We start from the raw sequence: 24177 nt of genomic DNA on the forward strand, positions 1-24177 counted from the left end.
CCGCGCTCGGCGAGACCATGCTGCTGTTCGCGGTGCAGCGCGAGGGCCCGGGCGGCGCCTCGTCGGCGCGGCTGGCCGAGGCCGCGCTCACGCCGCGCGAGACCGAGGTGCTGTCGTGGCTCGCCAAGGGCAAGACCAACCGCGACATCGGCGAGATCCTCGGCACCAGCCCGCGCACGGTGAACAAGCACCTCGAGCACATCTTCGAGAAGCTCGGCGTGGAGACCCGCGCGGCCGCGGCGGCGCTGGCCAGCGGCCAATTCGATTGAGGTTTGCGCTCAGGCGTTGCTCGTCGCGCGCACTTCCTCGATCGTGGTCTGGCCCGCCAGCACCTTCTCGATGCCATCCTGGCGCAGCGTGCGCATGCCTTCCTTCAGCGCCGCCTGCAGCAGCTCCTCGGCGCGCGCCCCGCTCTGCACCAGCCGGCGCAGCTCCTTCGAGACCGTCATCAGCTCGTGGATGCCGACGCGGCCGCGAAAGCCCGTTTTCGCGCAGTGCTCGCAGCCCGCGCCGCTGTGCAGGTGCAGCCGCCCGTCGCGGCCGAAGCGCTGCAGCCAGCCATCGAGCGTGGCCTGCCGGCGCGCCGGGATCTCCTCGGCCGGGAAGGCGTGCAGGTAGTCGGCCAGCAGTTCCTCGACCGCCTCCTCGCTCGCGGGCGCGCTGCGCACGCAGTGGCCGCAGATGCGCCGCACCAGCCGCTGCGCCAGCACCGCGAGCAGCGAGTCGGCGAAGTTGAACGGGTCCATGCCCATGTCGAGCAGGCGCGTCACGGTCTCGGGCGCGCTGTTGGTGTGCAGGGTCGACAGCACCAGGTGGCCGGTCAGCGAGGCCTCGATCGCGGTCTTCGCGGTCTCCTCGTCGCGGATCTCGCCGACCATGATCACGTCGGGATCGGCGCGCACGAAGGCGCGCAGCGCCTTGGCGAAGGTCCAGCCGATGCGCGGATTGATCTGCACCTGGCGCAGCCCGTTCTGCGTGATCTCCACCGGGTCCTCGGCGGTCCAGATCTTGCGCTCGGGCGTGTTGATGTGCATGAGCGCCGAATGCAGCGTGGTGGTCTTGCCCGAGCCCGTGGGCCCCACGCACAGAACCATGCCGTAGGGCCGCTCCACCGCGTGGGTCAGGCGCCGCAGGTTGTCGGGCGACAGGCCCAGCGACTGCATCGGCAGCGGCTTGGCCGAGGCCAGGATCCGCATCACCACGTCTTCCAGGCCGTTGTTGGTGGGAATGGTCGCCACGCGCAGCTCGATCTTGTGCTGCGGCGAGTACTTGGCGAAGTTGATCTTGCCGTCCTGCGGGTTGCGCTTCTCGCTGATGTCGAGGTCGCACATGATCTTCACGCGCGCCACGATCGCGTTGCGGTAGCTCGGCGGCAGCTCGAGGTAGGTGTAGAGCAGCCCGTCGCGGCGAAAGCGGATGCGCGTCTTCTCCTGGCCCGGGTAGCTCTCGATGTGGATGTCCGAGGCGCCGTCGCGGTGCGCCTCCTGGATCATGCTGTTGATCATGCGCACCAGCGAGTTGTCCGACTGCTCGATCGGCGACTCCGCGGGCGCCGGCGCCGGGCCCTCCTTCTCGAGCGTCTGCAGCAGCTCGCTGGTGCCGGCCATGTCGAATTCGAGCGGACGCATCGGGTCGAGATTGGCCGCGCCGCCGCCACCGCCGTCGGCCACGTCGCCGATCTTCTCGTAGGCCGCGGCCAGCACGCTGTCGAGGTCCAGGCACTGGCCCACGACCGGGATCACCTTCATCTGCGCGACGAACTGCACCTCGTCGATCACCGAATAGCGGCTCGTGGGATCGTCGATCGCGATCACCAGCCGCCCCTCGTGCAGCATCAGCGGCATGACCTGCAGCCGCCGCGCCACCGCGTGGCCCACCTTGCGCAACGCCTCGGCCGCGGGCGGGAACACATGCAGGTTGACCAGCGGATAGCCCATCTTGCGCACCAGCGCGGTCTGCAGCTGGCCGCGGCTCACCGCGCCCATGCGCACCAGCGTCTCGCCCAGCGGCACCAATGGTTCGCGGCGCTGCTGGCGCAACCCGGCGGCGAGCTGGTCGCCGGTGATCATGCCCAGCGCGACCAGCGCCTCGCCGATCCGCGTGATCGGCATCCGGCTCTGCGCATCGAGCGCGCGCACGAGCTGCTCGGGCAAGGCGACTTCGGCGAATGACATGGCTTGTTCTTTTCCTGTTGTTGGGTTGGGCGGCGCGCCGGATGGCGATGCGATCGCGGCACGCGGGATGCGCGATCGTAGAGCGCCGCGCGAGGGCGCGCCACCTGGCGGGATCGAGCAATACGCAAGTTCTCATACGGCAGTCACCTCGACGAAATGCAAGGCTCACCAACACGTCGACCGTAACAAGCACAGCGGCCGACCTTGTGTGTCGAAGGCGATCGGAGGCATTGCAAAGCAAGACGCCGGTGCAGTTACGGCATGCCGATGCGGGATAGCTCCAATGGTCGATCGATATCAAAACTCCAGAAAATCGGCAAAACGATAGCCAATTCGCATCACCGGCAAAGCCCACGTGAAGATCAATTCCATTCGAGACTTCCTCGCAGTCGCAGAGCACGGCAGCTTGCGTTCCGCCGCACGCCACCTGGGCCTGGCGCAACCGGCCATGACGCGCAGCATCCAGGAGCTGGAGCGCGAGCTCGGCGCCACCTTGTTCGAGCGCCGCGCCAAGGGCGTGCAGCTGACCACGATGGGCGATGTCCTTCTGCGGCGTGCGCGGTCCGTGCGCAGCGAACTCGCTCGGGCCAAGGAGGAGATCGATCAGCTCAAGGGTGCTGTTCACGGGCACATCCGCATGTGCCTGTCCGGCGTCGCGCACATGGCGCTGCTCGCCGATTCGCTGCCCGCGTTCCGGCAACGCTTTCCCGCGGTGAAGCTGGAGGTTGTCGACGCCGTGCTGCCGCGGGTCCAGCTCGAACTCATCGGCGGCACGATGGATCTCTACATCGGGCCGGTCCCCGAAAAGCCCACCAGCGAGCTGGCGGTGGAGAAGCTCTTCGACAACAAGCGCGTCGTGCTGGGGCGCCGGGGGCATCCGCTGGCCGGAGCGCGCTCGCTGCGCGAGATCGCGGATGCCGAGTGGATCACGATGTCGGGCGTGCACCACCCCGAGGATGAGCTCACCCTCATCTTCAGGGAGCAGGGCCTCCCTGAGCCCCGTTCGGTCATCCAGGGACATTCGGCTCTCACGTTCTTCTTCGTCGTGGCCCATACCGATCTGCTGGCGATGCTGCCGGTGCAATGGGCGCAGACACCGCTGTTCCGCGGCTTTCTTCAGACCATCGACGTGGTGGATCCCCTGGCCGCTGCACCGATCTGCCTCGTGCATCGCGCCGGTCTGCCGCTGACTCCGGCCGCGCAGTACTTCTGCGACATGGTGCGGCGCGCGGCGCTGCATGTGCAGCCGCTCGCGCGCTGACGCGTTTCCCGCCAATGCCGTTTCGATGGCTAGGCCTGGCCATCGTCAGGGGCGAGCAAGCGGGATCGCGACGGTGCGCGTTTGCGAATGCCCGCAACACGCCCTGTGTCAGCCGCGCACGTGCGTCACCAGGGTTCCCAAGGTGCCGACCTCCAGCGTCATCGTGTCGCCCGGCGCGAGGAATTCGCCGCGTCCTGCACCCACACCGGCCGGTGTTCCTGTCAAGAGCAGGTCTCCGGGATACAGGGTCACGAGCTTCGAAAGATGGGCGATCTGCTCGGCGACCGAGTAGATCATCTCCGAGGTGTTGGACTGCTGCTTGATCTCGCCATTGACGCACAGCCGCAAGGCCAGGTTCTGCGGATCGGGGACCTCGGCTGCGGGGGTGATCCAGGGGCCGATGGGACAGGCGCCCTCGAACCCCTTCTGCCCCATCCAGTCGAAATGCATGGGCGTCCCGGCTTCGGCGTTCGGGCGCCGGAACAGGTCGCGCGCGGAAAGGTCATTGGCCGGAAGGTAGCCCGCCACGAAGCTCAACGCGTCGTCCACGCGCACGTGTCTCGCCTTGCGTCCGATGACCACGCCGAGTTCGGCCTCCCAGTCCAGTTTTGCGCATCCCGGCGGCGCGACGACGGTGGCACCCTGTCCCACCACGCAGCCACGCGAAGGTCGCACGAAGTGCCATGGAGGATTGCCAGCCGCCTTGGGATCGACGGCACTCGGTCTGCCGGCGGCTCGCGCCATTTCCTGCATGTGGTCACGGTAGTTTGCGCCGGCACAGTAGACGGTGCCGGGATACAGCAGCGGCGCATGCAACACCACGTCGCCCAACGCGGCCGTGGGCTCCGGGCCGCTCTTCAGGTAGCGGGCAATGGCGGCCAGGGAAACGGCCCAGTCCTCCAGCAGCGCCAACACGTCGACGCCGCCATGGGAAGTCCCGTCGCCAAGAATGGGGGCCGCGTCAAAAACATCCTCGCCGACCAGAAGGCCCGCGCGCGGCGGCCGGCTATCTCCGAGCGAGTACGTCAGAAGCTTGAACGATGGATTGGTGTGCATGTGAAGAAAAATAAAGAAGTAACGGACGGATTCATTCGACTTTGATGCCGGTGCGCCGCACCTGCTCGGCGACCCGCGCGGCGTCGTCCTGCATCAGCGTCAACATCTGTGCGGGCGTGCTCGACAGGACACTCACGCCAGCGCGCTTGTAGCGTTCGATCAATTCGGGCGAGCGCAACGCGCGCGCGATCTGATCGTTGGCCTCCTGGATCACCGAGGCCGGCGTGCCGCGCGGCGCCATCAGGCCGACGAAGGTTTCCGCCTGATATCCCTTGGGGCCTCCCGCCTCCTGCACGGTCGGCACATCGGGCATCAGTTCGGAACGCTGGAGCGACGACACCGCCAGGACCCTCACCTTGCCGGCTTCGACGAACGGCTGCACCGAATTGAGGACCGTCATGTTGAAGTCGACCTCCCCCTTGGCCACCGATGTGAGCCCCCCGTCCTTGTATGAAACCGGGAGCATCCTTGCGCCGACCAGATTGCCAAGCACCTCGATGCCCAGGTGCTGGGCCGCGCCGAAGTACGCAATGCTGTAGCTGACGCCGCGCTCCTCGGCCTTTGCCTTGGCGAGCAGCTCCTGCAGATTGCGGAAGCCGCTGTTCGCGCTCACCGCCAGGAAGAACGGCGCGCTGTACAGCGTCGCCACCGGCACCATGTCGCGCTGTACGCTGTACGGCGCGTTCGGCATCAGTGCGGGAACGATGCTGAGGTGGGCATTGCTGACCAGCAGCAAGGTGTTGCCATCGGCAGGTGCGCGTTTGAGCGCCGACACGGCGATCACGCCGTTGCCACCGGGGATCGCCTCGATCACGAAATGCCTGCCGCCCTGCTTGGCGACCTGCTCGCCCAGAAGCCGCATGGCGACGTCCGGACCGGTTCCGGCGGGGAACGCGGAAACGACCCGCACCGGCCGCTTCGAAGCATCCTGCGCGAATGCAGGCGCGGGCACCGCGAGAGCCACCAGCACCGTGGCCGCCATCAGGGTCAAGAAACCGTGCCGGGGAAATCCCCGGCGCCATCGCATCGCATGGGTCACTGTCTGTCTCCGTATCGTTGATGCCATCGAAGGCATCGATGTGGGCCGTGTCCTCCGTCCGCCGGGCCGCAAGCAGCCCACGTCCGGTCTCCAGATCTTAGGAATCGAGCCGAACCCGCAGAAGATGAAAAACATCCGACTGCGATAACGGATTCGCATCGCCGCTGTGCGCATCGGCGCGGATCGTCGAAGCCAACCGACGCATGCGATGCGGCCGTGCTATCGCTGAGAAGAAGTTGTCATCTTCTGGTTCGATTTCATGCTGCCTAGATTCCACGGGCGTTCGCATGGCGTCACCGCGCCACGCCGCAAACCCCATGACTCGAATTCGGGAGACTTCATGAAAAAACTCAGGAGGCGCGCGATCGCCGCATGCGCGCTCAGCACATCGGCCGCCTTCGCGCAATCCAGCGTCACGCTCTATGGACGCCTCGACGCTTCCATCAACTCGCTGCACTTCTCCGGCCCGAACCGGGCCAGCGTGCGCACCGTTTCCAGCGACTCGTCCCACTGGGGCATGCGAGGCACCGAGGATCTCGGCGCGGGCCTTCGCGCCCTCTTCAAGATGGAAAGCCAATTCCAGGTGGACTCCGGGGCACAGGGCAACAAGGAGTTCTACTTCAATCGCGACAGCTATGCGGGCCTGCAGAGCGACAGGTTCGGCACGCTCACCCTGGGGTCCCACCTCACACCGCATGTCAGGCTCACGTTCAAGGTCAGTCCCTTCGAGCGCGCGCAACTCGGCAACGTCGTGGCCCTGTTCCAGGGTGGGCCGCGCGGCTACCAGGTGGTTCAGAACAACTCGGCTGCGTACACCAGCCCGAGATGGCGCGGCTTCATGCTGCGGGCCATGCTGGGTCTTTCCGAAGGTGCTGCCCTGAGCAAGACGCGCAGCCTCGGCCTGGAATACGAGGCGGGCCCATGGTGGCTTGGAATGACCCACGACGCCCTGAAGGTTTCCGCCGCGTCGGTCGGATTGCCGGCGACACAACCGAGCCTGTGGTCGCGCACGACGGTGCTCGGCGCCTCCTACGACTTCAAGGTGGTCCGCATCATGGCCTACTACCAGACGAACCATGCGCAACGGCTCACGGACATCGACGGCTGGATGGTCGGTGCCGTGGCGCCCGTTGCCACCGGCGAGGTCCGCATGGGCTACAGCAGGAACAACATCACCGCCACCACGCGAGCGACGCAGCTCACGCTCGGTTATTCCCACTTCCTGTCGAAGCGGACCTTGCTCTATACGAATGTCTCCAAGATCTGGAACGACGGCTCGAGGATCGTGTTCCTGCCCGCTCGCCAGGACATCGGCGCAAGCGGCTTTCCCATCGCCGGCCAGGATGTCCGAGGCTTTCAGATCGGCATGCGACACCTGTTCTGAACCCGCCAGGTTTCAAGCGATGCGCTTCCAGCATCGTTGCCGCATTTCCAGCATCTTTTTCGGGCGGCGGCGCCTTCCTACGATGCGCGCCCAAGGACTTGATCACCCACCCCGAGCAGCCGCTCACCGCGGCTTCGAACGACCACCCAATGCGCACCCGAGGCGCGACAAGGAGACCCCATGAGCACCGCTCCATCCGGAACCCCGCAGCTCACTCAGATCTACACCCCGCCGCCCGTACGGCTCATCGCGCTCGAGGAGCATTTCCTGTTCGATGGGCTGCTGGAGACCTACGACGACACCGACCGCGCCCTGCAGTCGCCGTCACGCGTGCCCGGGCTGCACGACTTGGGCGACATGCGCATCGCGGAAATGGACCGCGCAGGCATCGACGTGCAGGTGCTATCGCACACCAAGCCTGGCGCGCAGGAGATCGAGAACGGCGCGCAGGCCGCGTCGCTGGCCCAAGCGGCCAACGACCATCTCGCCGAAGCGGTCGCGCGCCATCCCACGCGGCTTGCGGCTTTCGCCACGCTGGCCACCGGCGCGCCACAAGCGGCAGCGGCCGAACTCGAACGCACGGTGCAGCGCATGCAATTCAAGGGCGCGATGATCAACGGCCACGCTCGCGGCGCCTACCTGGACGAGCAACGCTTCTGGCCCATCTTCGAAGCGGCCGAAGCGCTCGACGTTCCCATCTATCTGCACCCGTCCAACCCGCACCCGCAAGTGTTCGACGCTTACTACAAGGACTATCCGCAATTGGGCTTCGCCTCGTGGGGTTATGCGGTGGAAACCGCCACGCACGTGCTGAGGCTGATCCTGTCGGGCGTGTTCGACCGCTTTCCGGGCCTGCGCATGATCATCGGGCACATGGGCGAACTGCTGCCCTTTGCGCTCTGGCGTGCCGACGGACGGCTCACGCCGAAGTCGCCGCACCTGAAGAAATCGGTGCGCGCCACCTTCATCGACCATTTCAGCGTGACCACCTCAGGGGTGTTCTCCACACCGGAACTCATGTGCACGGCCAGCGTGATGGGATGGGACAACATCCTGTTCTCGGTCGACTATCCCTTCGAATCGAATATGGAAGCGGTGCGCTGGTTCTCGCATCTTCCGATCGCCGAAAGCGATCGCGAGAAGGTCGCGTACCGCAATGCCGAGCGGCTGTTGAAGTTGCCACCGGCGACGCCGAAGGGCGCGGTGTGAATCCCGAGAGCCATGTCGCTCTGGCATTGGCCTGCATGCTCGGCGCGACGTCACCCACGCTCGCCGCGGATGCACCGTCCTTTCCGTCGCGACCCGTCACGCTGGTAGTGCCTTTCACGTCCGGTAGCGGCAGCGACACTATCGCGCGCATCGTCGGCCCACGGCTCGCTACGCGCTGGAGCCAGCCCGTGGTGGTAGACAACCGCCCGGGCGCCAGCGGCAATCTCGGCACGGCCTACGCAGCCAAGGCCGACGGCGATGGCCACACCCTGCTGATGACGATCAACACCCACACCATCACGCCAGCGGTCTACAGGAATCTTCCTTACGATGCCCTGCGCGACTTCGCACCGATCGGCAAGCTCGCCGATGCCAGGCTGGCCCTCGTGACCAACCCGGCCCTGCCGGTGACGGACATGAAGTCGTTGATTGCTCATGGCAAGGCCCATCCTGGCCGTCTGAACTACGCCACGCCCGGCAGCGGCACACCGCACCACCTGGCAATGGAACTGCTGAAGTCCTCGCAGGGCGTTTCGTTTTCGCACGTGCCCTACAAAGGAATCGCGGGCGCGCTCACAGACCTGATGGGCGGCCACGTTGACCTGATGTTCGCTTCGTTGCCCTCGGTACGCACACAGGTACAGGCCGGCAGGATGCGGTTGCTGGCAGTGACCGGTGAACAACGCAGCAGCCAGGCGCCAGGGGTGCCAACATTTCGCGAACAGGGCTTCGGCGACGTGGACGCCATTGACGCCTGGTATGCGGTTCTGGCACCCGCACGTACACCGCCCGCGCTGGTGGCGCGCCTGAATGCCGACTTCGTGGCGGTAATGAATACCGACGAGGTTCGCTCCGAACTCTCGCGGCAGGGATTGCAGGTGAGAACCGGAACGCCGCAGCAACTCCAGAGCCTGATGCAAGGCGACCTGGCTCGGTGGAAGAAGGTGGTCAAGGCGGCCAACATCACCCCAGACTGAATCGATACCCCGGGGGATCCTCGCGCCATCGGCGTCCTTTCGGCATCTACTCCGGAAAGCGATCTCCGAAATCGAAGATGTCGTCGTGCTGAAAGCCTTCGTAGTGTTGGATCTCCCACCAGTTGTGGTCGATGTCCTGCAGATAGAACGCATACACGCCATGCTGGCTCTGGCGTTCGGTCACTGCCCGGATTCCGTAGGCATCCTTCATCGCCAATGTGGCTGTATAGGCCGCGTCGACGCTCTCCCGGCTACCGACGTCCAGACCCCAGTGGTTAAGCAGCCCCATGGGGTTGAGACGCTCGCCCACCTGCACGCAGATCACGTGAAAGCGCAGGCCGCAGCGCACCGCCATGGCTGACCGGGCATGACGCACGCACTCCAGCCCCAGAAAGTCTTCATAGAAGCGGCGTGATACGGCCAAGTCGGCGACTTCCAGCGTCCCGTGGGACATCACATAGGGCTGGATCACGGCGCGCTCGTTCGGAGGGGGGACGCTGGCGGGTTGTGGAATCTGCATAGGGTTGGTGTGATGAGAGTGGAAGGTCACTGTTGGATTTCGAAAGAGGCCTTCTCGATCGAAGAGAGAAAGGCATCCGCATGGAAGTCGCTGGCCGAGAGACCGCAGTGGTTGGAAAAATCGCGCCGGGCCGCGGCCACCATGGCCGGCGCACCGCATGCGTACACCTCGGCACCGGACAGGTCGAGCCAGTCCTCCATCACGGCCCTGTGGACCTGGCCGGTGCGGCCCGGCCAGTCGCCATCCGAAGATGCCGAAAGCACGGGTGTGTAGTGGATATGGCCGCAGTCCCGCGCCCACCTGCGCGCCATCTCGTCGCCATAGAGGTCGGCACGCTGGCGCCCCCCCCAGTAGATATGCAGGGGTCTTTGGTCCCCCCGGTGAATGGCATCCTCGACGATGGCCTTGATCGGAGCGAAGCCCGTTCCACTGGCCAACAGGATCGCGGGTCGGTTGGCGTCGCGCAGGAAGAAGGTGCCCCAGGGCGCTTCCAGACGCACCATGTCGCGCAGCTTGATGCCGCCACGAAAGAGACGGTCCGTGAAACTGCCGCCCGGCACATGGCGAATATGGAATTCCAGATGCGGCATCTCGTGCGCGTCCGGCCTGTTTGCGATGGAATAGCTGCGAGTGCAGCCATCTGGAAGCTGCAGTTGCACGTACTGGCCGGCCCGGAATGGCAAGACCTCATTCATCGGCATGCGCAGCGTCACGATCATCACATCGGGCCCCACGCGCCTCATGCCCACCACTCGCGCGGGATAGCTTCGCGGCTCCGCGGAGAGAAGGCCTTCGACTTCGCACGCCTCGATGACGAGGTCAGACGCGGCCCTCGCGAGGCATGGGAGCGTGAATCCGCTCTGGCGTTCTGGCGTGGGCAGGTGGGCCTCGGTGATCGATCCATGGTCGATCGTCCCGCTCGCCACACGCGATTTACAGGACGAGCAGATGCCGACGCGGCAGCTGTACGGCAGATTGACGCCGGCCCGGATGGCTGCGCCGAGGATCGATTCGCCAGCCTGGGCTTGGAACGTACGCCCGCTCGGACGTATTTCGACAGTAAAACTCAAACGACTCTCCTCAGGATGAGACCAGCGATCAAGGACGTTGACGCGACATCCACGCCCTCCCGCTTCAGCGATCCTAGGAATACTGACCGCCCGGGAACAGATGAAAAAAACAGCGCCCCGATGCCACGGCAGCATCGCCGAGCGGTGCGCCAGGCAGGCGATGCGAATCGCGCAGCATTCGCGCATTTCTGTCATCTCCCGCTTGCTGCGATGCACTTCTACAGTTCCGGACGCAGCCACTCATCTTTCGCGATCACCCTGGAGTCCTATCCTTGAAGCAACCCCAGAACCCCGAGACCCCCATGGGCCAAGGCCGCTCACCGAGTTACATCGACCCGCAGCTGTCAAACTTGCTCGACCGTGCCGCCATGGTCCAGGTCGTGCAGGACTGGGGGCTGGCACGGGACACCGGCCGCTGGGATCGGCTGCGCGCCTGCTTCGCGCCCGGCGCGACGATGCGGACGACGTGGTTCGCGGGCAGCGCCACCGAATTCGTCGAGCGCTCCATCGCCGCGGCGGCGAGCGGCTCGCGCGCACAGCATTTCATCGGCGCCGCGAGCATCGAGATCGACGGCGACCGGGCGCTGGTGGAGACCCGCATGATCCTCATGGTGCGCGCGCGGCTGGATGGCATCGAGGTCGACGCGACCTGCCACGGGCGCTTCCACGATCAATTCGTCCGGCACCAGGGGCAGTGGCGCATCCTGCACCGCGTGCCCATCTACGAGAAGGACCGGCTCGACGTGCTGGATCCCGCACGCACGATCATGCTGGACCCGCGGCAGCTCGCGGCGCATCCGGAAGGCTATCGCCACCTGGCCTATCTGCAGGCCGCGAATGGAGCAAGCATCACACCGGACCTGCCCACACCGGGCAGCGCATCGCTGGAGCGTCTCCATGCGCAAGGCGCCGCCTGGCTGCGTGCGCAGGCTGACGCATGACGACGTTTTCGCGCTAGGCCTTCGGCTCCGCGTTCGTGCACACCCGGTTGCGCCCGCCCGACTTGGCCACGTACAGCGCCTTGTCGGCGCCGCGCACCAGCTCCTTGGGCTGCACGCTGCCGGCCTCGGGCCGCAGCGCGTCGACGCCCGCGCTCAGGGTGACGAAGCCGTCGGCAGTACCGGCATGCTCGATCTCGAGCGCGCGCACCGCGGCGCGGATGCGCTCGGCCAGCAGCGCGGCCGCCTCGACGTCGGTGCCCGGCAGCAGCACCGCGAGCTCCTCGCCACCGTAGCGGGCCGCGAGGTCGCCGGGCCGGCGCGCCGCCACGTTGGCGATGGTGCGGCAGATCTTCTGCAGGCATTCGTCGCCGGCCGTGTGGCCGTAGATGTCGTTGTATTCCTTGAAGCGGTCGACATCGAGCAGGATCAGCGCCAGCGTGCTGGCATTGCGCACCGCGCGGCCGAACTCGGTGTCGAGCGTGACGTCGAACTGGCGCCGGTTCGCCAGGCCGGTCAGGCCGTCCTCCATCGCCAGCGTGTTGAGCGTCTTGTTGAGCGCCTCGAGCGCGTCGCGCGCGCGCAGCAGCTCGGCCTCGGTGCGCGTACGCCGCTCGATCTGGCGCACCAGCCCCAGGCCGACGAAGGCGACCACGGCGCTGAGCGCCAGCACGCCGCCCGAATGCCAGAAGGTGTCCTTCCACCAGCCGGCGAGGATCTCGTCCTTGGACAGCGCCGCGCCCACGAACAGCGGGTAGTTGTCGAGGCGCCGGAAGCTGTTGAGCCGCAGCACCCCGTCCTGCGCCGACTTGATGTAGGCGGTGCCGACCGGGCCGTTGGCCTTGTAGGCGCGGAACAGTTCCGAGTCGCGCATGTCGCGCCCCACCATCTCGGGGCCGTAGGGCCGCCGGACCATCATCGTGCCGCTGTCGAGGATCAGCGCCGCGGCGCCGGCCTTGCCGATGTCGAGGCTGTCGTAGAAGCGGAGGAAGAAGTCGACATCGATGCTCGCGAGCGCCACGCCCGCGAAGCTGCCGTCGGCATGGTCGATGCGGCGCGACACCGGGATCAGCAGCTTGCCGCTGGTGCGGCTCTTCACGGGAATGCCGATGTGCGGCCCGCGGTCGGCGTGCGTGCGGTGGAACACGAAGTACTCGCGGTCCGCGTTGTTGAGGTTCTGCGGCGGCACCGCGCGCGAGTTCGCGACCCAGTTGCCGTCCTGGTCGTAGACATGCAGCGCGTCGATCTGCGGCAGCTCGGCCGCCTGCGCGGCCAGCACCCGGCGCAGCCGCTCGACCTGGGCCGGGCCCGCGCCGTCGTTCTCGATGCGCTCGACCACGCCGATCAGCACCGTGTCGGCCTGCTTGATCGTGTCGTCGGCCTGCTGCGCCAGCGCGCGCGAGAGGTTCGCCGTCGCCACGCCCATCTGCTCGAGCAGCGCCGTGCGCGACTCCCAGCTGTGCCAGACGTCGAGCGCCACGAGCGCGAGGCACACGGCGGCCACGAAGGCCATCGTGCGGACGGCAATGGAAAGGCGTTGGAACACGGGAACCTTGGCGGCAGTGAATGCGGCCGGATTCTCGCCGGTATCGGCCGTTTCGGTGCGCCCGCGGGCGCGCTCGTCAGGCAGCGGTCAGGGCGCGAGACCCGCGGTCTTCACCACCGCTGCGTACTTGCCGGCTTCCTCGGCGACATAGGCGGTGAACTGCGCGGCATTGCGCGGATCGGGCTCGGCGCCGATGTCGCGCAGCCGCTGCGCCAGCGCCGGGTCCTCGAGCACCTTGGCCATGGCGGCCGAGAGCTGCTGGCGCACCGGCGGCGGCAGCTTCGCGGGCGCGAACACGCCGAACCAGGCGCTGACCTCGAAGCCCGGCAGCCCGCTCTCGGCCACCGTGGGCACCTCGGGCAGCAGCGGGCTGCGCCGGCTGCCGGTCACGGCCAGCGGCTTGAGCTTGTGGGTTGCAATGTTGGGCAGTGAGGTGGTCTGCAGGTCGAACATCAGCGGCACGTGGCCCGCGAGCACGTCGGCCAGCGCCGGCGCGCTGCCGCGGTAGGGCACGTGCAGCAGCTTGAGCTTCGCGGCCGAGGCGAGCATCTCGCCGGCCAGGTGGTTCGAGGTGCCGGGCCCGGCCGATGCATAGCTGATCGATCCCGGCGCCTGCCGGGCGGCCGCGAGCAGCTCGGCCACGCTGCCGTAGGGCGCGCCCGGATGGGCCACCAGCACGAACGGGATCGATGCCAGCGCGCTGACCGGCACGAAGTCCTTCACCGGGTCGTAGCCGACCTTGGACATCGCCGGATTGATGGCCTGCGAGCTCACCGTGCCGAGCAGCAGCGTGTAGCCGTCGGGCCTGGCTTCCGCGACGAAGCGCGCCCCGATCGCCGTGCCGGCGCCGCCCTTGTTCTCGATCACCACCGGCTGCCCGAGCTGCGCCGCCAGCTTCTGCCCCACCGTGCGCGCCAGGATGTCGGCCGAGCCGCCGGCCGGATAGGGCACGACCAGCGTCACCGGACGATCGGGAAAGCCCTGGGCCAGGGCCGGCGCGGCGATGCCGGCGGCAAGGAGCAGCAGGCCCGCGAGCAGCGTGCGAGGGAGATTCATCGGGGGACTCCATGTTGGGAACCGCATGGTGCGAACGGGGGCGGCGGTCTGTCCAATACGTTCACTGGCCGGCGTTCATATATGAAATGAATCACCGGCCTGCCGAAGGCCGGCGCCGGCTACAGTGAATCCCGCCGATTCGAAAGAATTTTCGGATTCGTGTCGATCTGTCCCGAGCTCGTCCGTCGTGTCAGTGGAGGGTCGTCCTCCGCACCACTTCACCAGGAGAACACACCATGGCTACCAACACAGTCCGTCTGCACCGCGTGCTGCGCGCCCCGCCCGAGCGCCTCTACCGCGCCTTCACCGAACCCGGCGCCTTCGAACGCTGGCTGCCGCCCTTCGGCTTCACCGGCAAGGTCCACCAGATGGAGCCGGTGGTCGGCGGCAGCTGGCGCATGTCCTTCAGCAACTTCAGCTCGGGGCACAGCCACTCGTTCGGCGGCAAGTACCTCGAGCTGGTACCGGGCCAGCGCATCGCCTACGACGCGACTTTCGACGACCCCAACCTGCCGGGCACGATGAAGACCACCGTCACGCTGACCGCCGTGTCCTGCGGCACCGACGTGGCCATCGTGCAGGAAGGCATCCCCGAGATGATTCCGGTCGAGATGTGCTACCTGGGCTGGCAGGAGTCGCTGGTGGCGCTGGCGCAGCTGGTGGAGCCCGACATTCCGGGTTGAGGCGAACGGGCTCAGCGCCCCGCCCCCTCCACCGCCTTCTTCGCCACCGCCAGGAACGACTGCACCACCGGGTTGTCGTTGCCGCTCGCATGCGCGAACACCAGGCTGTAGGTCGGCGGCGGCCGCGAGCCGGCGATCTCGAGGAAGGCGACGTCGGCCATCGCGAGCACGCGCATCGCGGCCGGCACCAGCGCGATGCCCAGGCCGCCCGCGACCAGCGTGAGGATCGACTGCATCTGCGCGGCCTCCTGCACCACCTTCGGCAGGAAGCCCGCCGACTGGCAGGCGCCGAGCAGCGCGGCGACGAAGCCCGCGCCTTCGGCGGCCGGGAACGAGATGAAGGATTCGGCCGCCAGCGCCGCGATCTTCACCGAGCGCTGCGCCGCCAGCGGATGGCTGCGCGGCACGGCGATCACGAACTTCTGTGCCTGCAGGTCCACCAGCACCAGCCCGCGCGATTCGTAGACCGGGCCCACCACCAGCGCGAGCTCGACCTCGCCCTTGCGCAGGTCCTCGAGCTGGCGCGCGGTGGTCTCGGCCGTGAGGCGCAGCTGCACGGTCGGGTAGTCGTGCTGGAAGCGCTTGAAGATCGCGGGCAGCACATCGAGCGCGGCGCTCGGCACGAACGAGAGCCGCAGCGAACCTTCCAGCCCCTGCGCCGCGCGGCGCGCGCGTTCGCCGGCCGCCTGGGCCTGCTGCAGCAGGCGCTGCGCGTCCTTGTGGAAGACCTGGCCCGCGGGCGTGAGCCGCACGTGGTGCCGGCTGCGGTCGAACAGCACCGCGCCGAGCTGCTCCTCGAGGTTGCGCATCGCCACGCTCAGCGGCGGCTGCGACATGTGGAGCCGGATCGCGGCGCGGCCGAAGTTCAGTTCCTCGGCCAGCACCACGAACTGGCGCAGTTGTCTGAATTCGAACATGGTCGTGGAGATAGCTGCGACGAATGACGAGCCACTTTAAACAGTATTGGATGTATGAGCGCGGGCTTCCTAGCATGGCCTTTCCCCCACCCACGACGGACACCGCCCATGCAAGCCTCGCTGCTCGAAGAGATTCCTTCCGTGCCGAACCCCTATCCCGTGGTCTCGAAGGTCGAATACCCCGAGGTCTGGCGCCTGTGCACCCAGGCGCGCGAACTGGCCTGGGACCCGGTGGCCGACATCGACTACAGCGACCTGCGCGAGGCCGAGCTGCCGCCCGAGGTGCGCCAGGCCGGCGCCGAGTGGTGGAGCCTGCGCGCCTGGATGGAGCACGGCGCCACGCCCTATGGCGCCGAGCGGCTGCGCGAGGCGATCTTTGGCCACCAGCCCTTCGAGATCAAGCAGCACATCACGAACTTCATCGCCGAGGAGTTCCGCCACCACGAGGCCAGCTTCCGCATCGCCGAGCACCTCGCGGCCTACGAGCCCACGCCGCGGGCCGACTACTTCCGCGACATCATTCCGCGCTTCCACGACGAGAAGGACGAGAAGGCGATGAGCTTCTTCGCGGGCCTCTCGGTCAACACGCTGTTCGAGCAGCTCTCGGGCGAACTGCTGCAGGCGCGCTACGAGAACGCGCGCTTCGGCTCGATCCGCGAGGCCTGCCGGCTGATCCTGCGCGACGAGGCACGCCACATCCAGTTCGGCCGCATCATCATGCGGCGCTTCTTCAGCGAGCTGCCGGCCGACGAGAAGCGCACCATCGGCGAGAAGGTGGCGAAGAAGCTGCGCGGCAGCCTGCTCAACGGCGTCTACGCGGTGGTCAACCTGCCCGAGGACGAGCGTCGGCGCTCGGGCCGCAACCGCGCGCTGGCGGCCGACCACGGCCTGGGCGCCACCCATCCCGACGAGGAGATGGGCATCATCAAGCGCGGGGTCGACAAGATCCGCGAGGACATCGGCGCCTATGGCGTCGAGATCCCGTTCATTCCCGAACTCGACGGCGCGGTGCATTGATGACGCACACCGCCGCCACCCGCATCGCACCCGAGGACGTCGCGCCGCCGGTCGGCGCCTACAGCCACGGCATCGTCACCCAGGGCCCCGGCCGCTGGCTGCACATCGCGGGCCAGATCGGCACCGCGGCCGACGGCACGCTGCCCGAGGGCTTCGAGGCGCAGGCCAGGCAAGCCTGGACCAACCTCGTGGCCGTGCTGCGCGCGGCCGGCATGGACGTGTCGCACCTGGTCAAGGTCACGACCTTCCTGACCGACGCCGCCGACGTGCCGCGGCTCGGCCCGGTGCGCGCCGGCTTCCTCGGCGAGGCGCGCCCGGCCTCGACCTTGCTCGTGGTGCAGGCGCTCGCGCAGCCGGCCTGGCGCATCGAGGTCGAAGCCTCGGCCTTCCGTGCCGACTGAAGACGGCATGCGCCCCGACGGACGCTCCGAAGCCATCGACCGGATGCTGCGCGAGACCGGCCCGGCCTGGCAGGCCGACATCCGCGCGGCCGGCGACCGCGTGAAGGCCGCCTACCTGCCGCTGCTGCTGGCCGCGCCCGCGGACGGCTGCGAGATCGTCCACGACCTGCCCTACGGCACGCATCCGCGGCAGGTGCTCGACGTCTACCGGCCGCGCGGCGCACGGGCCGCGCCGGTGATCGTGTTCGTGCATGGCGGCGCCTTCGTGCGCGGCGGCAAGGACATCAATGCCGCGATGTACGGCAACGTGCTGCGCTGGTTCGCGCGCCGGGGCTGCGTGGGCATCAACGTCGAATACCGGCTCGCGCCCGAGGCCATGCATCCGCAGGGCGCGTTCGACGTGGCCGCGGCCTGCGACTGGGTCGCGCGCCACGCGGCCGAGCACGGCGGCGATCCCCATGCGATCTGCCTGATCGGGCATTCGGCCGGCGGCACGCATGCGGCCAGCTACGCCTGCGATCCCTCGCTCGGCTTCATGGGCCGGCATCTGCGCGCGCTGGTGCTGGTGTCGGCGCGGCTGCGCGCCGACGCACGGCCCGAGAACCCGAACGCGGCCGGCGTGCGCGCCTATTTCGGCGACGACACCGCGGCCTACGAGGGCCGGTCGCCGATGGCGCATGCCCACCGGCTGGCGCTGCCCACCTTCGTCGTGCATGCCGAGTACGAGAACCCGCTGCTCGACGTCTACGCGACGGAGTTCGCCTGGCGCATGGCCAAGGCCCAGGGCATCGCGCCGCGCCACCTGAGCGTGCCCGGGCACAACCATGTCTCGGTCATGGCCCACTTCGACAGTGGCGAGCAGTGGCTGGGCGAAGAGATCCTGGCCTTCCTCGAAGCGGCGCGCGGCTGACTATCTCTTTCGTGGAATCGATCGCGGCGCGCCGGTGCGGTACGCTGCCGGCCTTCGCCGCGCGGGCGCGCGGCTCCCCTCCACCGCATCGACCACGGAAAGACCTCCAGCCATGACCGCGTTCACCCTCGAAGAAGCCAGGGACGTCCTCGCCACCGCCTTGCCGGGCTGCGTGCGCAGCCTCGGCGTCAGCGTCGAATCGCTGGGCGAAGGCAAGGCCACGCTGCGCATGCCGGCCGGCGAGCAGGCCACGCGCGAGGGCAACATCTTCGGCGGCCAGGCGCTCTCGGTGCTGGCCGACAGCGCGATGTGCTTCGCGATCTGGACCGACGGCCGCGGGCGCCGCCCGATCGCCACGGTTGACCTGCACATGACCTTCATGCGCGCGGGCGGCGGCGAGGACGTGCTCGCGCATGCCGAGCTGGTGCGCTCGGGCCGCTCGCTGGCCTTCGCGCGCGTGACCATGGACCTGGCCTCCACCGGCCAGACGCTCGCGACCGCGGTCGCGACATTCGCCCTACCGGCCTGAGCCAGCGCCCACGCGGGCGTCGCGCTCAGAGCTTGTAGGCCTCGACCGGTCCGTGCGAATAGAACAGGAAGTAGCCGGTCGAGGTCCGGAAGCCGTTCTTCTCCCAGCCCGGCGGCACCTTGAACAGCGCGAGCTGCTCGCTCTTCATGCCGACGAAGGCCGTCTGCGCGGTGTCGGTGGTGATGCGTTGCCAGTCGTCGCGCGTGGCCGGCGCGAGCTGCAGCTTCGGCTCGCTCCATTCGGGCGTGCGCACCTTGTCGCGCAGCACGTAGCGGCCATCCTTGCGCTCGATCTTGATCAGTTCCTTGAGCGCCCCGCCCTGCTTCACGGCATAGACGCCGACCAGCTCGGCCTCGGGGCCGCCGCGCGCGCCGCAGGCGGCCAGCAGCAGCGCGCAGGCGATGCACGCGAGCGCGCGCAGTCCGTTCTTCAGTGTGTTCATCGTCATTCTCCGGTGATGGGTTGCAAGGCCCGCCGGGCGCGCTCCCTCGCGGTCGGCACCCGGCGGGCTCGGGCCGTCAGCGCTGGAGGTTCTCGCGCAACTTCAGGCTGCCCTGGAAGCGCAGCGCATGCGGGTACTCCTCCTTGGCGCCCGCATCCACCGCCGCCATCTTCTGCTGGCTCTCCTGCGTCTTGGCCAGCAGCGCGGTCGGCAGGTTCAGCACGCCCTTGATCTGGTCGTACTGCGCCTGCGTGATGCGGCCCACGCCGAGCAGCCGGAAGGCATCGCGCTCGATGTTCAGCAGCAGCGGCTTGTTGTCGGCGAAGTTCTGCGCCTGCGCGAGCAGCGCGCTCCACGAAGCGGCGCTGTAGTTGCTCACGTAGTAGTCCTGGCCGGTCGGCCCGGCCAGCACCGCGGTGCAGCCCGGCAGCTCGAGGTTGGTGCGGTTGTTGTCCATCACGAAGGTCTTGCGCTGCGCCATCGCGTCGCCATAGGCCAGCGTGACCGGCACGGTCCAGGTCGAGGCCGGGTACTGGTTCTGGTTCGGGAACGACTCCTGCGTGATCGACACGTAGGTGCGGTCGCCCGCGCACTGCGCATCGACCGTGAGCAGCGGCACGCCGGTCTGGCGGATCAGGCTGTCGCCGATGGCGCTGACCTTCTTGTCGGTCGCCTTCTCGAGCGAACTCCACAGCCGCGAGGGCGTGACGTTGCCATAGGCATAGTCCTTCAGGTAGATCTGCAGGCCCTTCTGCATCGCCTCCTCGCCGATGTAGTTCTGGATCGTCTCGAGCACGTGGCTGCCCTTGTTGTAGACGAAGATCGACGGGCTGATGAAGCCGAACGAACCCGCGTCGTTGAGGTTGCGCTGCACCGGCACCGCCGTGTTCTTGAGGTCGGCCACGATCACGCTGTGCTTGTCGAGCACGTAGTCCGAGAAGCTGTAGTACTCGGGGTGGAACTTGATCGTGGTGCGCCGTTCGAACCAGCGCGCGAACGACTCGTTGAGCCACACGTTGTCCCACCAGTCGAGCGTGACCAGGTCGCCGAACCACTGGTGCGCGACCTCGTGCGTGACCACCGTCACCGAATAGAGCGTGGGCGTGTCGCCGGGCTTTGTCAGCACCGAGTCGGCGAACTCGAAGATCGAGCCCCAGTTCTCCATGCCGCCGAAGCCGGTGTTGGGCTTGTTGTCGTAGCTGTCGTTGGCGGCCACGGTGTCGAACTTGTCGAAGGGCAGCGGGATGCCGGTGTACTTGTAGTAGTAGTCCATCGCGACCTTGGTCCACTCCATCGCGAAGGTGGCCCAGGTCGAGCGGCCCGGCGGCGTGAACCAGCGCAGCGGCATGGTCTTGCCGTCGAGCGGGCTCTTGAAGCTGTCCTCGAGGATGTCGAACTTGCCGCCGCCGAAGAAGGTCAGGTACATGGGCATCGAGGGCGTCTTCTCGAACGACACCAGCTGGTAGCCGTCGGGCAATTTGGTCTGCGATTTCTGCGCGCCGTTCGACACCGTCTTCCAGTCGCCCGGCACCTCGGCCGAGATCTCGAAGGTGTGGCGGAACGCGGGCTCGTCCCAGCCCGGGAACCACTGGCGCGCGAAGTTGGTCTCGCCCTGCGTCACGATGGCATCGCTGCTCACGCCCTCGGGCGTCGAGAGGCCGACCTTGAACACGCCGGTGGCGGCCGAGCACAGCGGGTTCTTGATCATCTCGGCCGGCGGGCAGTACTCGGCGTCGGAGAACTGGATCTTGCCGTCCCACTCCATGTGCAGCAGGTACTTGCCCTTGGCGATCTGGCCGTCGTTGAGCCGCAGCTGCACGAAGTCGCCGCGCGTCTGCGGCGTGGGGATCAGCGCGATCGCCTCGCCCGGGCTCGAGAGCTTGCGCAGCGTGGTGCGGCCGTTGGCGAACTTGAGGTCGTGCGCGGCCACCACGATCGCATCGACCGGCTTCAGCACCTCGATCTCGACATCGCCACGGCCCGTGAAGGTCTTGAGCGCCGCATCGGGCCGGAACCACAGCTTGTAGTTCTTCGGCCAGACCGTGTCGGGCAACTCCATCGGCTGGGCCGAGCGATCGATGTTGCCGTTCGCGGCCGCGTCGGGCGCGGCCTGGGGATTGCCATCGTCGGGCGTGTCGGCATTGCCGTTCTGCGCCACCACATTGCCGGTGTCGGGCGCGGCGCCGGTGCCACCGAACGATGGCGTGCCGCCACCGCCGCCACCGCAAGCCACGAGCGCGGCAAGGGTCACTGCACCGATGGCAAAGTACGGGACTGCGGGCTTGAGAAATTTCTTCATGATCGCCTCTTGTAGGGACATGCGCCGTCCTGCACCTGCCGGCGTGTGGCCGGCTCCTGCATGGAACGCGCGCGGGTTAAGGGGGTGAAAGACTCGCGCAGCGGCAAGACCCCGCCCTCCCGTCGAACCGATCGTTCGACAGGCAGGCAGTGCCAGCCATGAGCAGCGGTTTCAGTGGACGCGGCAAGCGCGTGCCGCGTGCGACCGCACCGGCGCTCGATGCGGCGGGCCGAGGATCCGCGGCATCAGCCACATCAGCGGACTGGGCGCGCGGAAAAAGAGGCTGTGCATACCCGACGATGCGCGGGGCAGCGAGAGGACGAATCGCACCAGGATCCGGGGCGTTCGATTCAGCGCAGGGCGCGCGTGCGATGCACGCGACGGGCGATGGCCGAGGCCGCGATCGGCATGGACCCATCGGCCGCCTTGCGTCTTCCCGCACCGGCCACGAGGCGATCGGCAGCGAGGACGCAACGGCGGGAGTGTGTGCGCTTGGTGTTCGATATCTTCACGCGTTCTCCCTCCATCGAGTGCGCACAGTTCTAACTGCCGCTCCCCCCGTGCGTCAACGAAGCGCGGAACTTTTCCCTCTCAAATTGTTCGCGCGTCATACGACGAATGGAGTCAAGACCGCGCGATGCTTCGTGGGGTACGAAGATGGACCGCACAACGCGGCGATGCGATGCGAGTGCATCGATGCGCGCAGCCAACACTTGCGATGCAGAATCGTTGCTGCAGCACAGTTGCATCAATGGCAAGACATGTTTTCTTTGGTTCGCGCAGGGGCGCGGCGTGGCTTGCGATGCAGCCTTTCGACAGCGCGAATCGGTGCGGCAGAATTCGCGCGATCCGCGGACCTGGATGAGTCGAGGACCGCATACCGAACGGGAAGCACGATTCAGATGTTGCATTGGCTCAGGAAGGTGCTCGGCCAGCCCGCCGACGCCTCTTCGGAAACCGTCGCCGCCGCATGGCAGCGCGCCTACGCGCGTCAGCCGGGCAGGATGGCCGTGCTTCTCGCGCCCGAGCACGACCGCACCGAACATCTCGCCAAGAGCGCGCTGCCAGCGCTGGGCGTGGAGCTCGATCTCGAACTGGCGCTGATGCTCAAGTACGTGGCCAAGGAACCGCAGACCTGCGAGGCACTGCTGGACCGTGCGCTGCAGATCGCGCAGCGCGTGCGCATCGATGGCCTGTGCGATGCGAGGCCGCAGCCGGCCAGTTGCCACCTGCAGCTCGAACGCGCGGAGACCTATGTGCGCTGGCTGAAAACCGGCCACCTCGAGAAGGACCGGCTGCTGCTGGCCTGCGAGCTGGCCCTGCGAAGCGTGCGGGAGAACTCGAGCGACGCGTATTTCGCCGAAGGCTACGCGCTGGACGCGGCGCGCATCGCGCTGGTGGGCGAGGAGCCGGAACTGGCGCTGTCGGCGCTGCGCAGCCGCAAGCACTGGCACCACGCCGCGGCGATCGGGATGCACGATGTGCTGGCCAACGTCGCGCGGCTGCAAGGCAACAAGGAGCTCGAAGACCCACGGGTTGCGCGCGATGAATTCGGCGCGCTCTTCGATCTCTATCGCCATCCCCACCCCGACAAGGCGTTGACCGAAATCAGTGGCTCCAAGCCGGTGATCCGCTTCGAACTCGCGGTGCTGATGGCGCGGTTGCGGCTTGGCCGTGACGCGCCGGTCGATCCGGGCTGGGCCTGTGAACTGGTGGTTGCTCTCGACCTGCCATGAAGGACGACGCACATTCGATGCGGCAGAATTCATCCGACCCGCAGGCCCGATACGCCTGAGAAAACAAAGAAGTCCCGAGGAGCCGTGTGACCTACATCATTGTCGACTTCGAGGCCACCTGCTCGGACCGGAACGAGGTGCCCCGCGAGGAAATGGAGATCATCGAGATCGGTGCAGTGGCCCTGTGGCAGAACGGGCCGGATCTGCGCGGCGAGTTCCAGTCGTTCGTCAAGCCCACTCGACACCCGGTCCTCACCGACTTCTGCAGACGACTGACGAGCATCACGCAAAAGAAGGTGGAGGCCGCGGATTCATTCCCCGCGGTTCTCGAACGATTCGCGGCCTGGATCCAGGCTTTCGACTCGCCCGTGTTCTGCAGCTGGGGCGACTACGACCGATACCAGCTGCAACAGGATTGCTCTTACCACGACGTGCCCTACCCCTTCGGCGAAGAACACATCAACATCAAGACACGCTTTGCCAGCAGCCTCAACCTGCGAAAGGCCTGCGGGCTCGAGCAGGCGCTGCGGCGCGTCGGTCTGCCTTTCGAAGGTACGCCTCACCGAGGCATCGACGATGCCCGGAACATGGCCAATCTGTCGGGGTATCTCTTCTTCTGAGACGGATGGGGTTGCGCCGTTGATTAGCGGCGACGGCCAGGCAGGGTCGCGACGGCGCCGGCGCCCTTCCTCGACCTACAGCACGTACCCCCGCCCCCGAAAGTGATCGAGCAGTATCTGCCCCACCCGCTGCGCCTGATCGAACTCGATCGCATGCCCCGCATCGGGCACCACCATCAGCTCCACGCGCGGCGCATTGACGCGCAACCTTCGGCTCGCGATGTCGATGGCATGCAGCGCATCGTCCTCGCCGAGCAGCACGCGGGTGCCGGCCGGCAGCAGCCGCATCTCGGCGTCGCTGAGGCCCGCGGCGCGCGGCAGTCCGGCGCCCTGGCTGCGCCAGCGCACGAGCAGGTCCTCGAGTGCCCATTCGGGCAACGGGCAGGCGCGCGG

At 67.4% G+C, this 24177-nt stretch carries 24 protein-coding genes; 13 read left to right on the forward strand and 11 right to left on the reverse strand.

The window, feature by feature from the left end; translation table 11 throughout:
* The coding region (locus tag AC27VN_RS07030; RefSeq protein ID WP_490876091.1) for a response regulator transcription factor at positions 1 to 269 on the forward strand (269 nt) is incomplete at its 5' end.
* A gap of 9 nt (positions 270 to 278) precedes the next feature.
* Here the strand turns inward: AC27VN_RS07030 and AC27VN_RS07035 are convergent.
* Positions 279 to 2174: a GspE/PulE family protein gene (locus tag AC27VN_RS07035; protein WP_296798870.1), complete on the reverse strand. Its 1896-nt coding sequence runs from the start codon at positions 2172 to 2174 to the stop codon at positions 279 to 281.
* Positions 2175 to 2529: 355 nt separating this feature from the next.
* Between AC27VN_RS07035 and AC27VN_RS07040 the strand changes: the two genes are divergently transcribed.
* Positions 2530 to 3435, forward strand: coding sequence for a LysR family transcriptional regulator (locus AC27VN_RS07040; RefSeq protein WP_093344449.1), 906 nt, complete (start codon positions 2530 to 2532; stop codon positions 3433 to 3435).
* A gap of 108 nt (positions 3436 to 3543) precedes the next feature.
* Here AC27VN_RS07040 and AC27VN_RS07045 read toward each other — a convergent pair whose 3' ends face one another.
* Positions 3544 to 4491 carry a fumarylacetoacetate hydrolase family protein gene (locus tag AC27VN_RS07045; protein ID WP_490876092.1) on the reverse strand — a complete coding sequence of 316 codons (948 nt, stop codon included), beginning with the start codon at positions 4489 to 4491 and terminating at the stop codon, positions 3544 to 3546.
* A 31-nt stretch (positions 4492 to 4522) separates the two neighbouring features.
* Positions 4523 to 5530, reverse strand: coding sequence for a Bug family tripartite tricarboxylate transporter substrate binding protein (locus AC27VN_RS07050; RefSeq protein WP_490876093.1), 1008 nt, complete (start codon positions 5528 to 5530; stop codon positions 4523 to 4525).
* Positions 5531 to 5870: 340 nt separating this feature from the next.
* Here AC27VN_RS07050 and AC27VN_RS07055 point away from each other — a divergent pair, with 340 nt between their 5' ends.
* From AC27VN_RS07055 to AC27VN_RS07065, 3 genes are all read left to right on the forward strand, one after another.
* Entirely contained in the window at positions 5871 to 6914 is a 1044-nt protein-coding gene (locus tag AC27VN_RS07055) for a porin (RefSeq protein ID WP_177239364.1), read from the forward strand.
* A gap of 180 nt (positions 6915 to 7094) precedes the next feature.
* A complete protein-coding gene (locus AC27VN_RS07060) occupies positions 7095 to 8123 on the forward strand; it encodes an amidohydrolase family protein (RefSeq protein WP_093344455.1) in 1029 nt (342 codons plus the stop codon).
* Complete coding sequence (locus AC27VN_RS07065; protein WP_143129181.1) at positions 8120 to 9100, forward strand: Bug family tripartite tricarboxylate transporter substrate binding protein; 981 nt, start codon at positions 8120 to 8122, stop codon at positions 9098 to 9100. Before AC27VN_RS07060 ends, AC27VN_RS07065 begins: the two co-directional genes overlap by 4 nt.
* A gap of 46 nt (positions 9101 to 9146) precedes the next feature.
* Here AC27VN_RS07065 and AC27VN_RS07070 read toward each other — a convergent pair whose 3' ends face one another.
* Both AC27VN_RS07070 and AC27VN_RS07075 read right to left on the reverse strand, forming a co-directional pair.
* On the reverse strand, positions 9147 to 9572 hold the full coding sequence (locus AC27VN_RS07070; RefSeq protein WP_296785129.1) for a VOC family protein: 426 nt from the start codon (positions 9570 to 9572) through the stop codon (positions 9147 to 9149).
* Between the two features lie 74 nt (positions 9573 to 9646).
* On the reverse strand, positions 9647 to 10690 hold the full coding sequence (locus tag AC27VN_RS07075) for a CDP-6-deoxy-delta-3,4-glucoseen reductase (RefSeq protein WP_093344461.1): 1044 nt from the start codon (positions 10688 to 10690) through the stop codon (positions 9647 to 9649).
* A 272-nt stretch (positions 10691 to 10962) separates the two neighbouring features.
* Here AC27VN_RS07075 and AC27VN_RS07080 point away from each other — a divergent pair, with 272 nt between their 5' ends.
* Entirely contained in the window at positions 10963 to 11631 is a 669-nt protein-coding gene (locus tag AC27VN_RS07080) for a nuclear transport factor 2 family protein (RefSeq protein WP_490876094.1), read from the forward strand.
* 13 nt (positions 11632 to 11644) lie between these two features.
* Here AC27VN_RS07080 and AC27VN_RS07085 read toward each other — a convergent pair whose 3' ends face one another.
* Positions 11645 to 13141: a sensor domain-containing diguanylate cyclase gene (locus AC27VN_RS07085; RefSeq protein WP_490876101.1), complete on the reverse strand. Its 1497-nt coding sequence runs from the start codon at positions 13139 to 13141 to the stop codon at positions 11645 to 11647.
* A gap of 120 nt (positions 13142 to 13261) precedes the next feature.
* The gene (locus AC27VN_RS07090; RefSeq protein WP_490876095.1) at positions 13262 to 14230 is read right to left on the reverse strand and encodes a tripartite tricarboxylate transporter substrate binding protein; all 969 of its coding nucleotides are present in this window, start codon (positions 14228 to 14230) and stop codon (positions 13262 to 13264) included.
* A 236-nt stretch (positions 14231 to 14466) separates the two neighbouring features.
* Here AC27VN_RS07090 and AC27VN_RS07095 point away from each other — a divergent pair, with 236 nt between their 5' ends.
* Positions 14467 to 14913: an SRPBCC family protein gene (locus AC27VN_RS07095; protein WP_093344468.1), complete on the forward strand. Its 447-nt coding sequence runs from the start codon at positions 14467 to 14469 to the stop codon at positions 14911 to 14913.
* Between the two features lie 11 nt (positions 14914 to 14924).
* On the opposite strand, the gene AC27VN_RS07100 is transcribed toward AC27VN_RS07095, so the two are convergent.
* Positions 14925 to 15830 carry a LysR family transcriptional regulator gene (locus AC27VN_RS07100; protein ID WP_208511548.1) on the reverse strand — a complete coding sequence of 302 codons (906 nt, stop codon included), beginning with the start codon at positions 15828 to 15830 and terminating at the stop codon, positions 14925 to 14927.
* Between the two features lie 108 nt (positions 15831 to 15938).
* Here AC27VN_RS07100 and AC27VN_RS07105 point away from each other — a divergent pair, with 108 nt between their 5' ends.
* The 4 genes from AC27VN_RS07105 to AC27VN_RS07120 all read left to right on the forward strand — a co-directional run bounded on the left by AC27VN_RS07105 (position 15939) and on the right by AC27VN_RS07120 (position 18687).
* Positions 15939 to 16847, forward strand: coding sequence for a ferritin family protein (locus AC27VN_RS07105; protein WP_208511549.1), 909 nt, complete (start codon positions 15939 to 15941; stop codon positions 16845 to 16847).
* Positions 16847 to 17248 (forward strand): RidA family protein, encoded by a 402-nt coding sequence (locus AC27VN_RS07110; RefSeq protein WP_093344475.1) that lies wholly within the window; start codon positions 16847 to 16849, stop codon positions 17246 to 17248. The genes AC27VN_RS07105 and AC27VN_RS07110 overlap by 1 nt, the downstream gene beginning before the upstream one ends.
* Positions 17238 to 18158, forward strand: coding sequence for an alpha/beta hydrolase (locus AC27VN_RS07115; RefSeq protein WP_490876096.1), 921 nt, complete (start codon positions 17238 to 17240; stop codon positions 18156 to 18158). Before AC27VN_RS07110 ends, AC27VN_RS07115 begins: the two co-directional genes overlap by 11 nt.
* 112 nt (positions 18159 to 18270) lie before the next feature.
* Positions 18271 to 18687: a PaaI family thioesterase gene (locus AC27VN_RS07120; protein WP_057593094.1), complete on the forward strand. Its 417-nt coding sequence runs from the start codon at positions 18271 to 18273 to the stop codon at positions 18685 to 18687.
* A 25-nt stretch (positions 18688 to 18712) separates the two neighbouring features.
* On the opposite strand, the gene AC27VN_RS07125 is transcribed toward AC27VN_RS07120, so the two are convergent.
* Entirely contained in the window at positions 18713 to 19129 is a 417-nt protein-coding gene (locus AC27VN_RS07125) for a hypothetical protein (protein ID WP_296785113.1), read from the reverse strand.
* Between the two features lie 76 nt (positions 19130 to 19205).
* The gene (locus AC27VN_RS07130) at positions 19206 to 21428 is read right to left on the reverse strand and encodes a M1 family metallopeptidase (RefSeq protein ID WP_490876097.1); all 2223 of its coding nucleotides are present in this window, start codon (positions 21426 to 21428) and stop codon (positions 19206 to 19208) included.
* 902 nt (positions 21429 to 22330) lie between these two features.
* On the opposite strand from AC27VN_RS07130, the gene AC27VN_RS07135 reads away from it, so the two are divergent.
* Together AC27VN_RS07135 and AC27VN_RS07140 are read left to right on the forward strand one after the other, a co-directional pair.
* Positions 22331 to 23164, forward strand: a complete 834-nt coding sequence (locus AC27VN_RS07135) for a hypothetical protein (RefSeq protein ID WP_490876098.1) — start codon at positions 22331 to 22333, stop codon at positions 23162 to 23164.
* Between the two features lie 86 nt (positions 23165 to 23250).
* A complete protein-coding gene (locus AC27VN_RS07140; protein ID WP_490876099.1) occupies positions 23251 to 23784 on the forward strand; it encodes a 3'-5' exonuclease in 534 nt (177 codons plus the stop codon).
* A gap of 75 nt (positions 23785 to 23859) precedes the next feature.
* Here AC27VN_RS07140 and AC27VN_RS07145 read toward each other — a convergent pair.
* The coding region (locus tag AC27VN_RS07145; protein WP_490876100.1) for an alpha/beta fold hydrolase at positions 23860 to 24177 on the reverse strand (318 nt) is incomplete at its 5' end.

The sequence above is a fragment of the Variovorax sp. 20P10.2.4 genome (assembly GCF_058244205.1).

Excerpts from the sequence above, each read along its gene's own strand:
- AC27VN_RS07055 (WP_177239364.1), top strand. The coding sequence starts at position 5,871 with ATGAAAAAACTCAGGAGGCGCGCGATCGCCGCATGCGCGCTCAGCACA.
- AC27VN_RS07130 (WP_490876097.1), bottom strand. The coding sequence starts at position 21,428 with ATGAAGAAATTTCTCAAGCCCGCAGTCCCGTACTTTGCCATCGGTGCA.
- AC27VN_RS07095 (WP_093344468.1), top strand. The coding sequence starts at position 14,467 with ATGGCTACCAACACAGTCCGTCTGCACCGCGTGCTGCGCGCCCCGCCC.
- AC27VN_RS07135 (WP_490876098.1), top strand. The coding sequence starts at position 22,331 with ATGTTGCATTGGCTCAGGAAGGTGCTCGGCCAGCCCGCCGACGCCTCT.
- AC27VN_RS07035 (WP_296798870.1), bottom strand. The coding sequence starts at position 2,174 with ATGTCATTCGCCGAAGTCGCCTTGCCCGAGCAGCTCGTGCGCGCGCTC.
- AC27VN_RS07125 (WP_296785113.1), bottom strand. The coding sequence starts at position 19,129 with ATGAACACACTGAAGAACGGACTGCGCGCGCTCGCGTGCATCGCCTGC.
- AC27VN_RS07085 (WP_490876101.1), bottom strand. The coding sequence starts at position 13,141 with ATGGCCTTCGTGGCCGCCGTGTGCCTCGCGCTCGTGGCGCTCGACGTC.
- AC27VN_RS07045 (WP_490876092.1), bottom strand. The coding sequence starts at position 4,491 with ATGCACACCAATCCATCGTTCAAGCTTCTGACGTACTCGCTCGGAGAT.
- AC27VN_RS07100 (WP_208511548.1), bottom strand. The coding sequence starts at position 15,830 with ATGTTCGAATTCAGACAACTGCGCCAGTTCGTGGTGCTGGCCGAGGAA.
- AC27VN_RS07110 (WP_093344475.1), top strand. The coding sequence starts at position 16,847 with ATGACGCACACCGCCGCCACCCGCATCGCACCCGAGGACGTCGCGCCG.
- AC27VN_RS07060 (WP_093344455.1), top strand. The coding sequence starts at position 7,095 with ATGAGCACCGCTCCATCCGGAACCCCGCAGCTCACTCAGATCTACACC.
- AC27VN_RS07090 (WP_490876095.1), bottom strand. The coding sequence starts at position 14,230 with ATGAATCTCCCTCGCACGCTGCTCGCGGGCCTGCTGCTCCTTGCCGCC.
- AC27VN_RS07120 (WP_057593094.1), top strand. The coding sequence starts at position 18,271 with ATGACCGCGTTCACCCTCGAAGAAGCCAGGGACGTCCTCGCCACCGCC.
- AC27VN_RS07105 (WP_208511549.1), top strand. The coding sequence starts at position 15,939 with ATGCAAGCCTCGCTGCTCGAAGAGATTCCTTCCGTGCCGAACCCCTAT.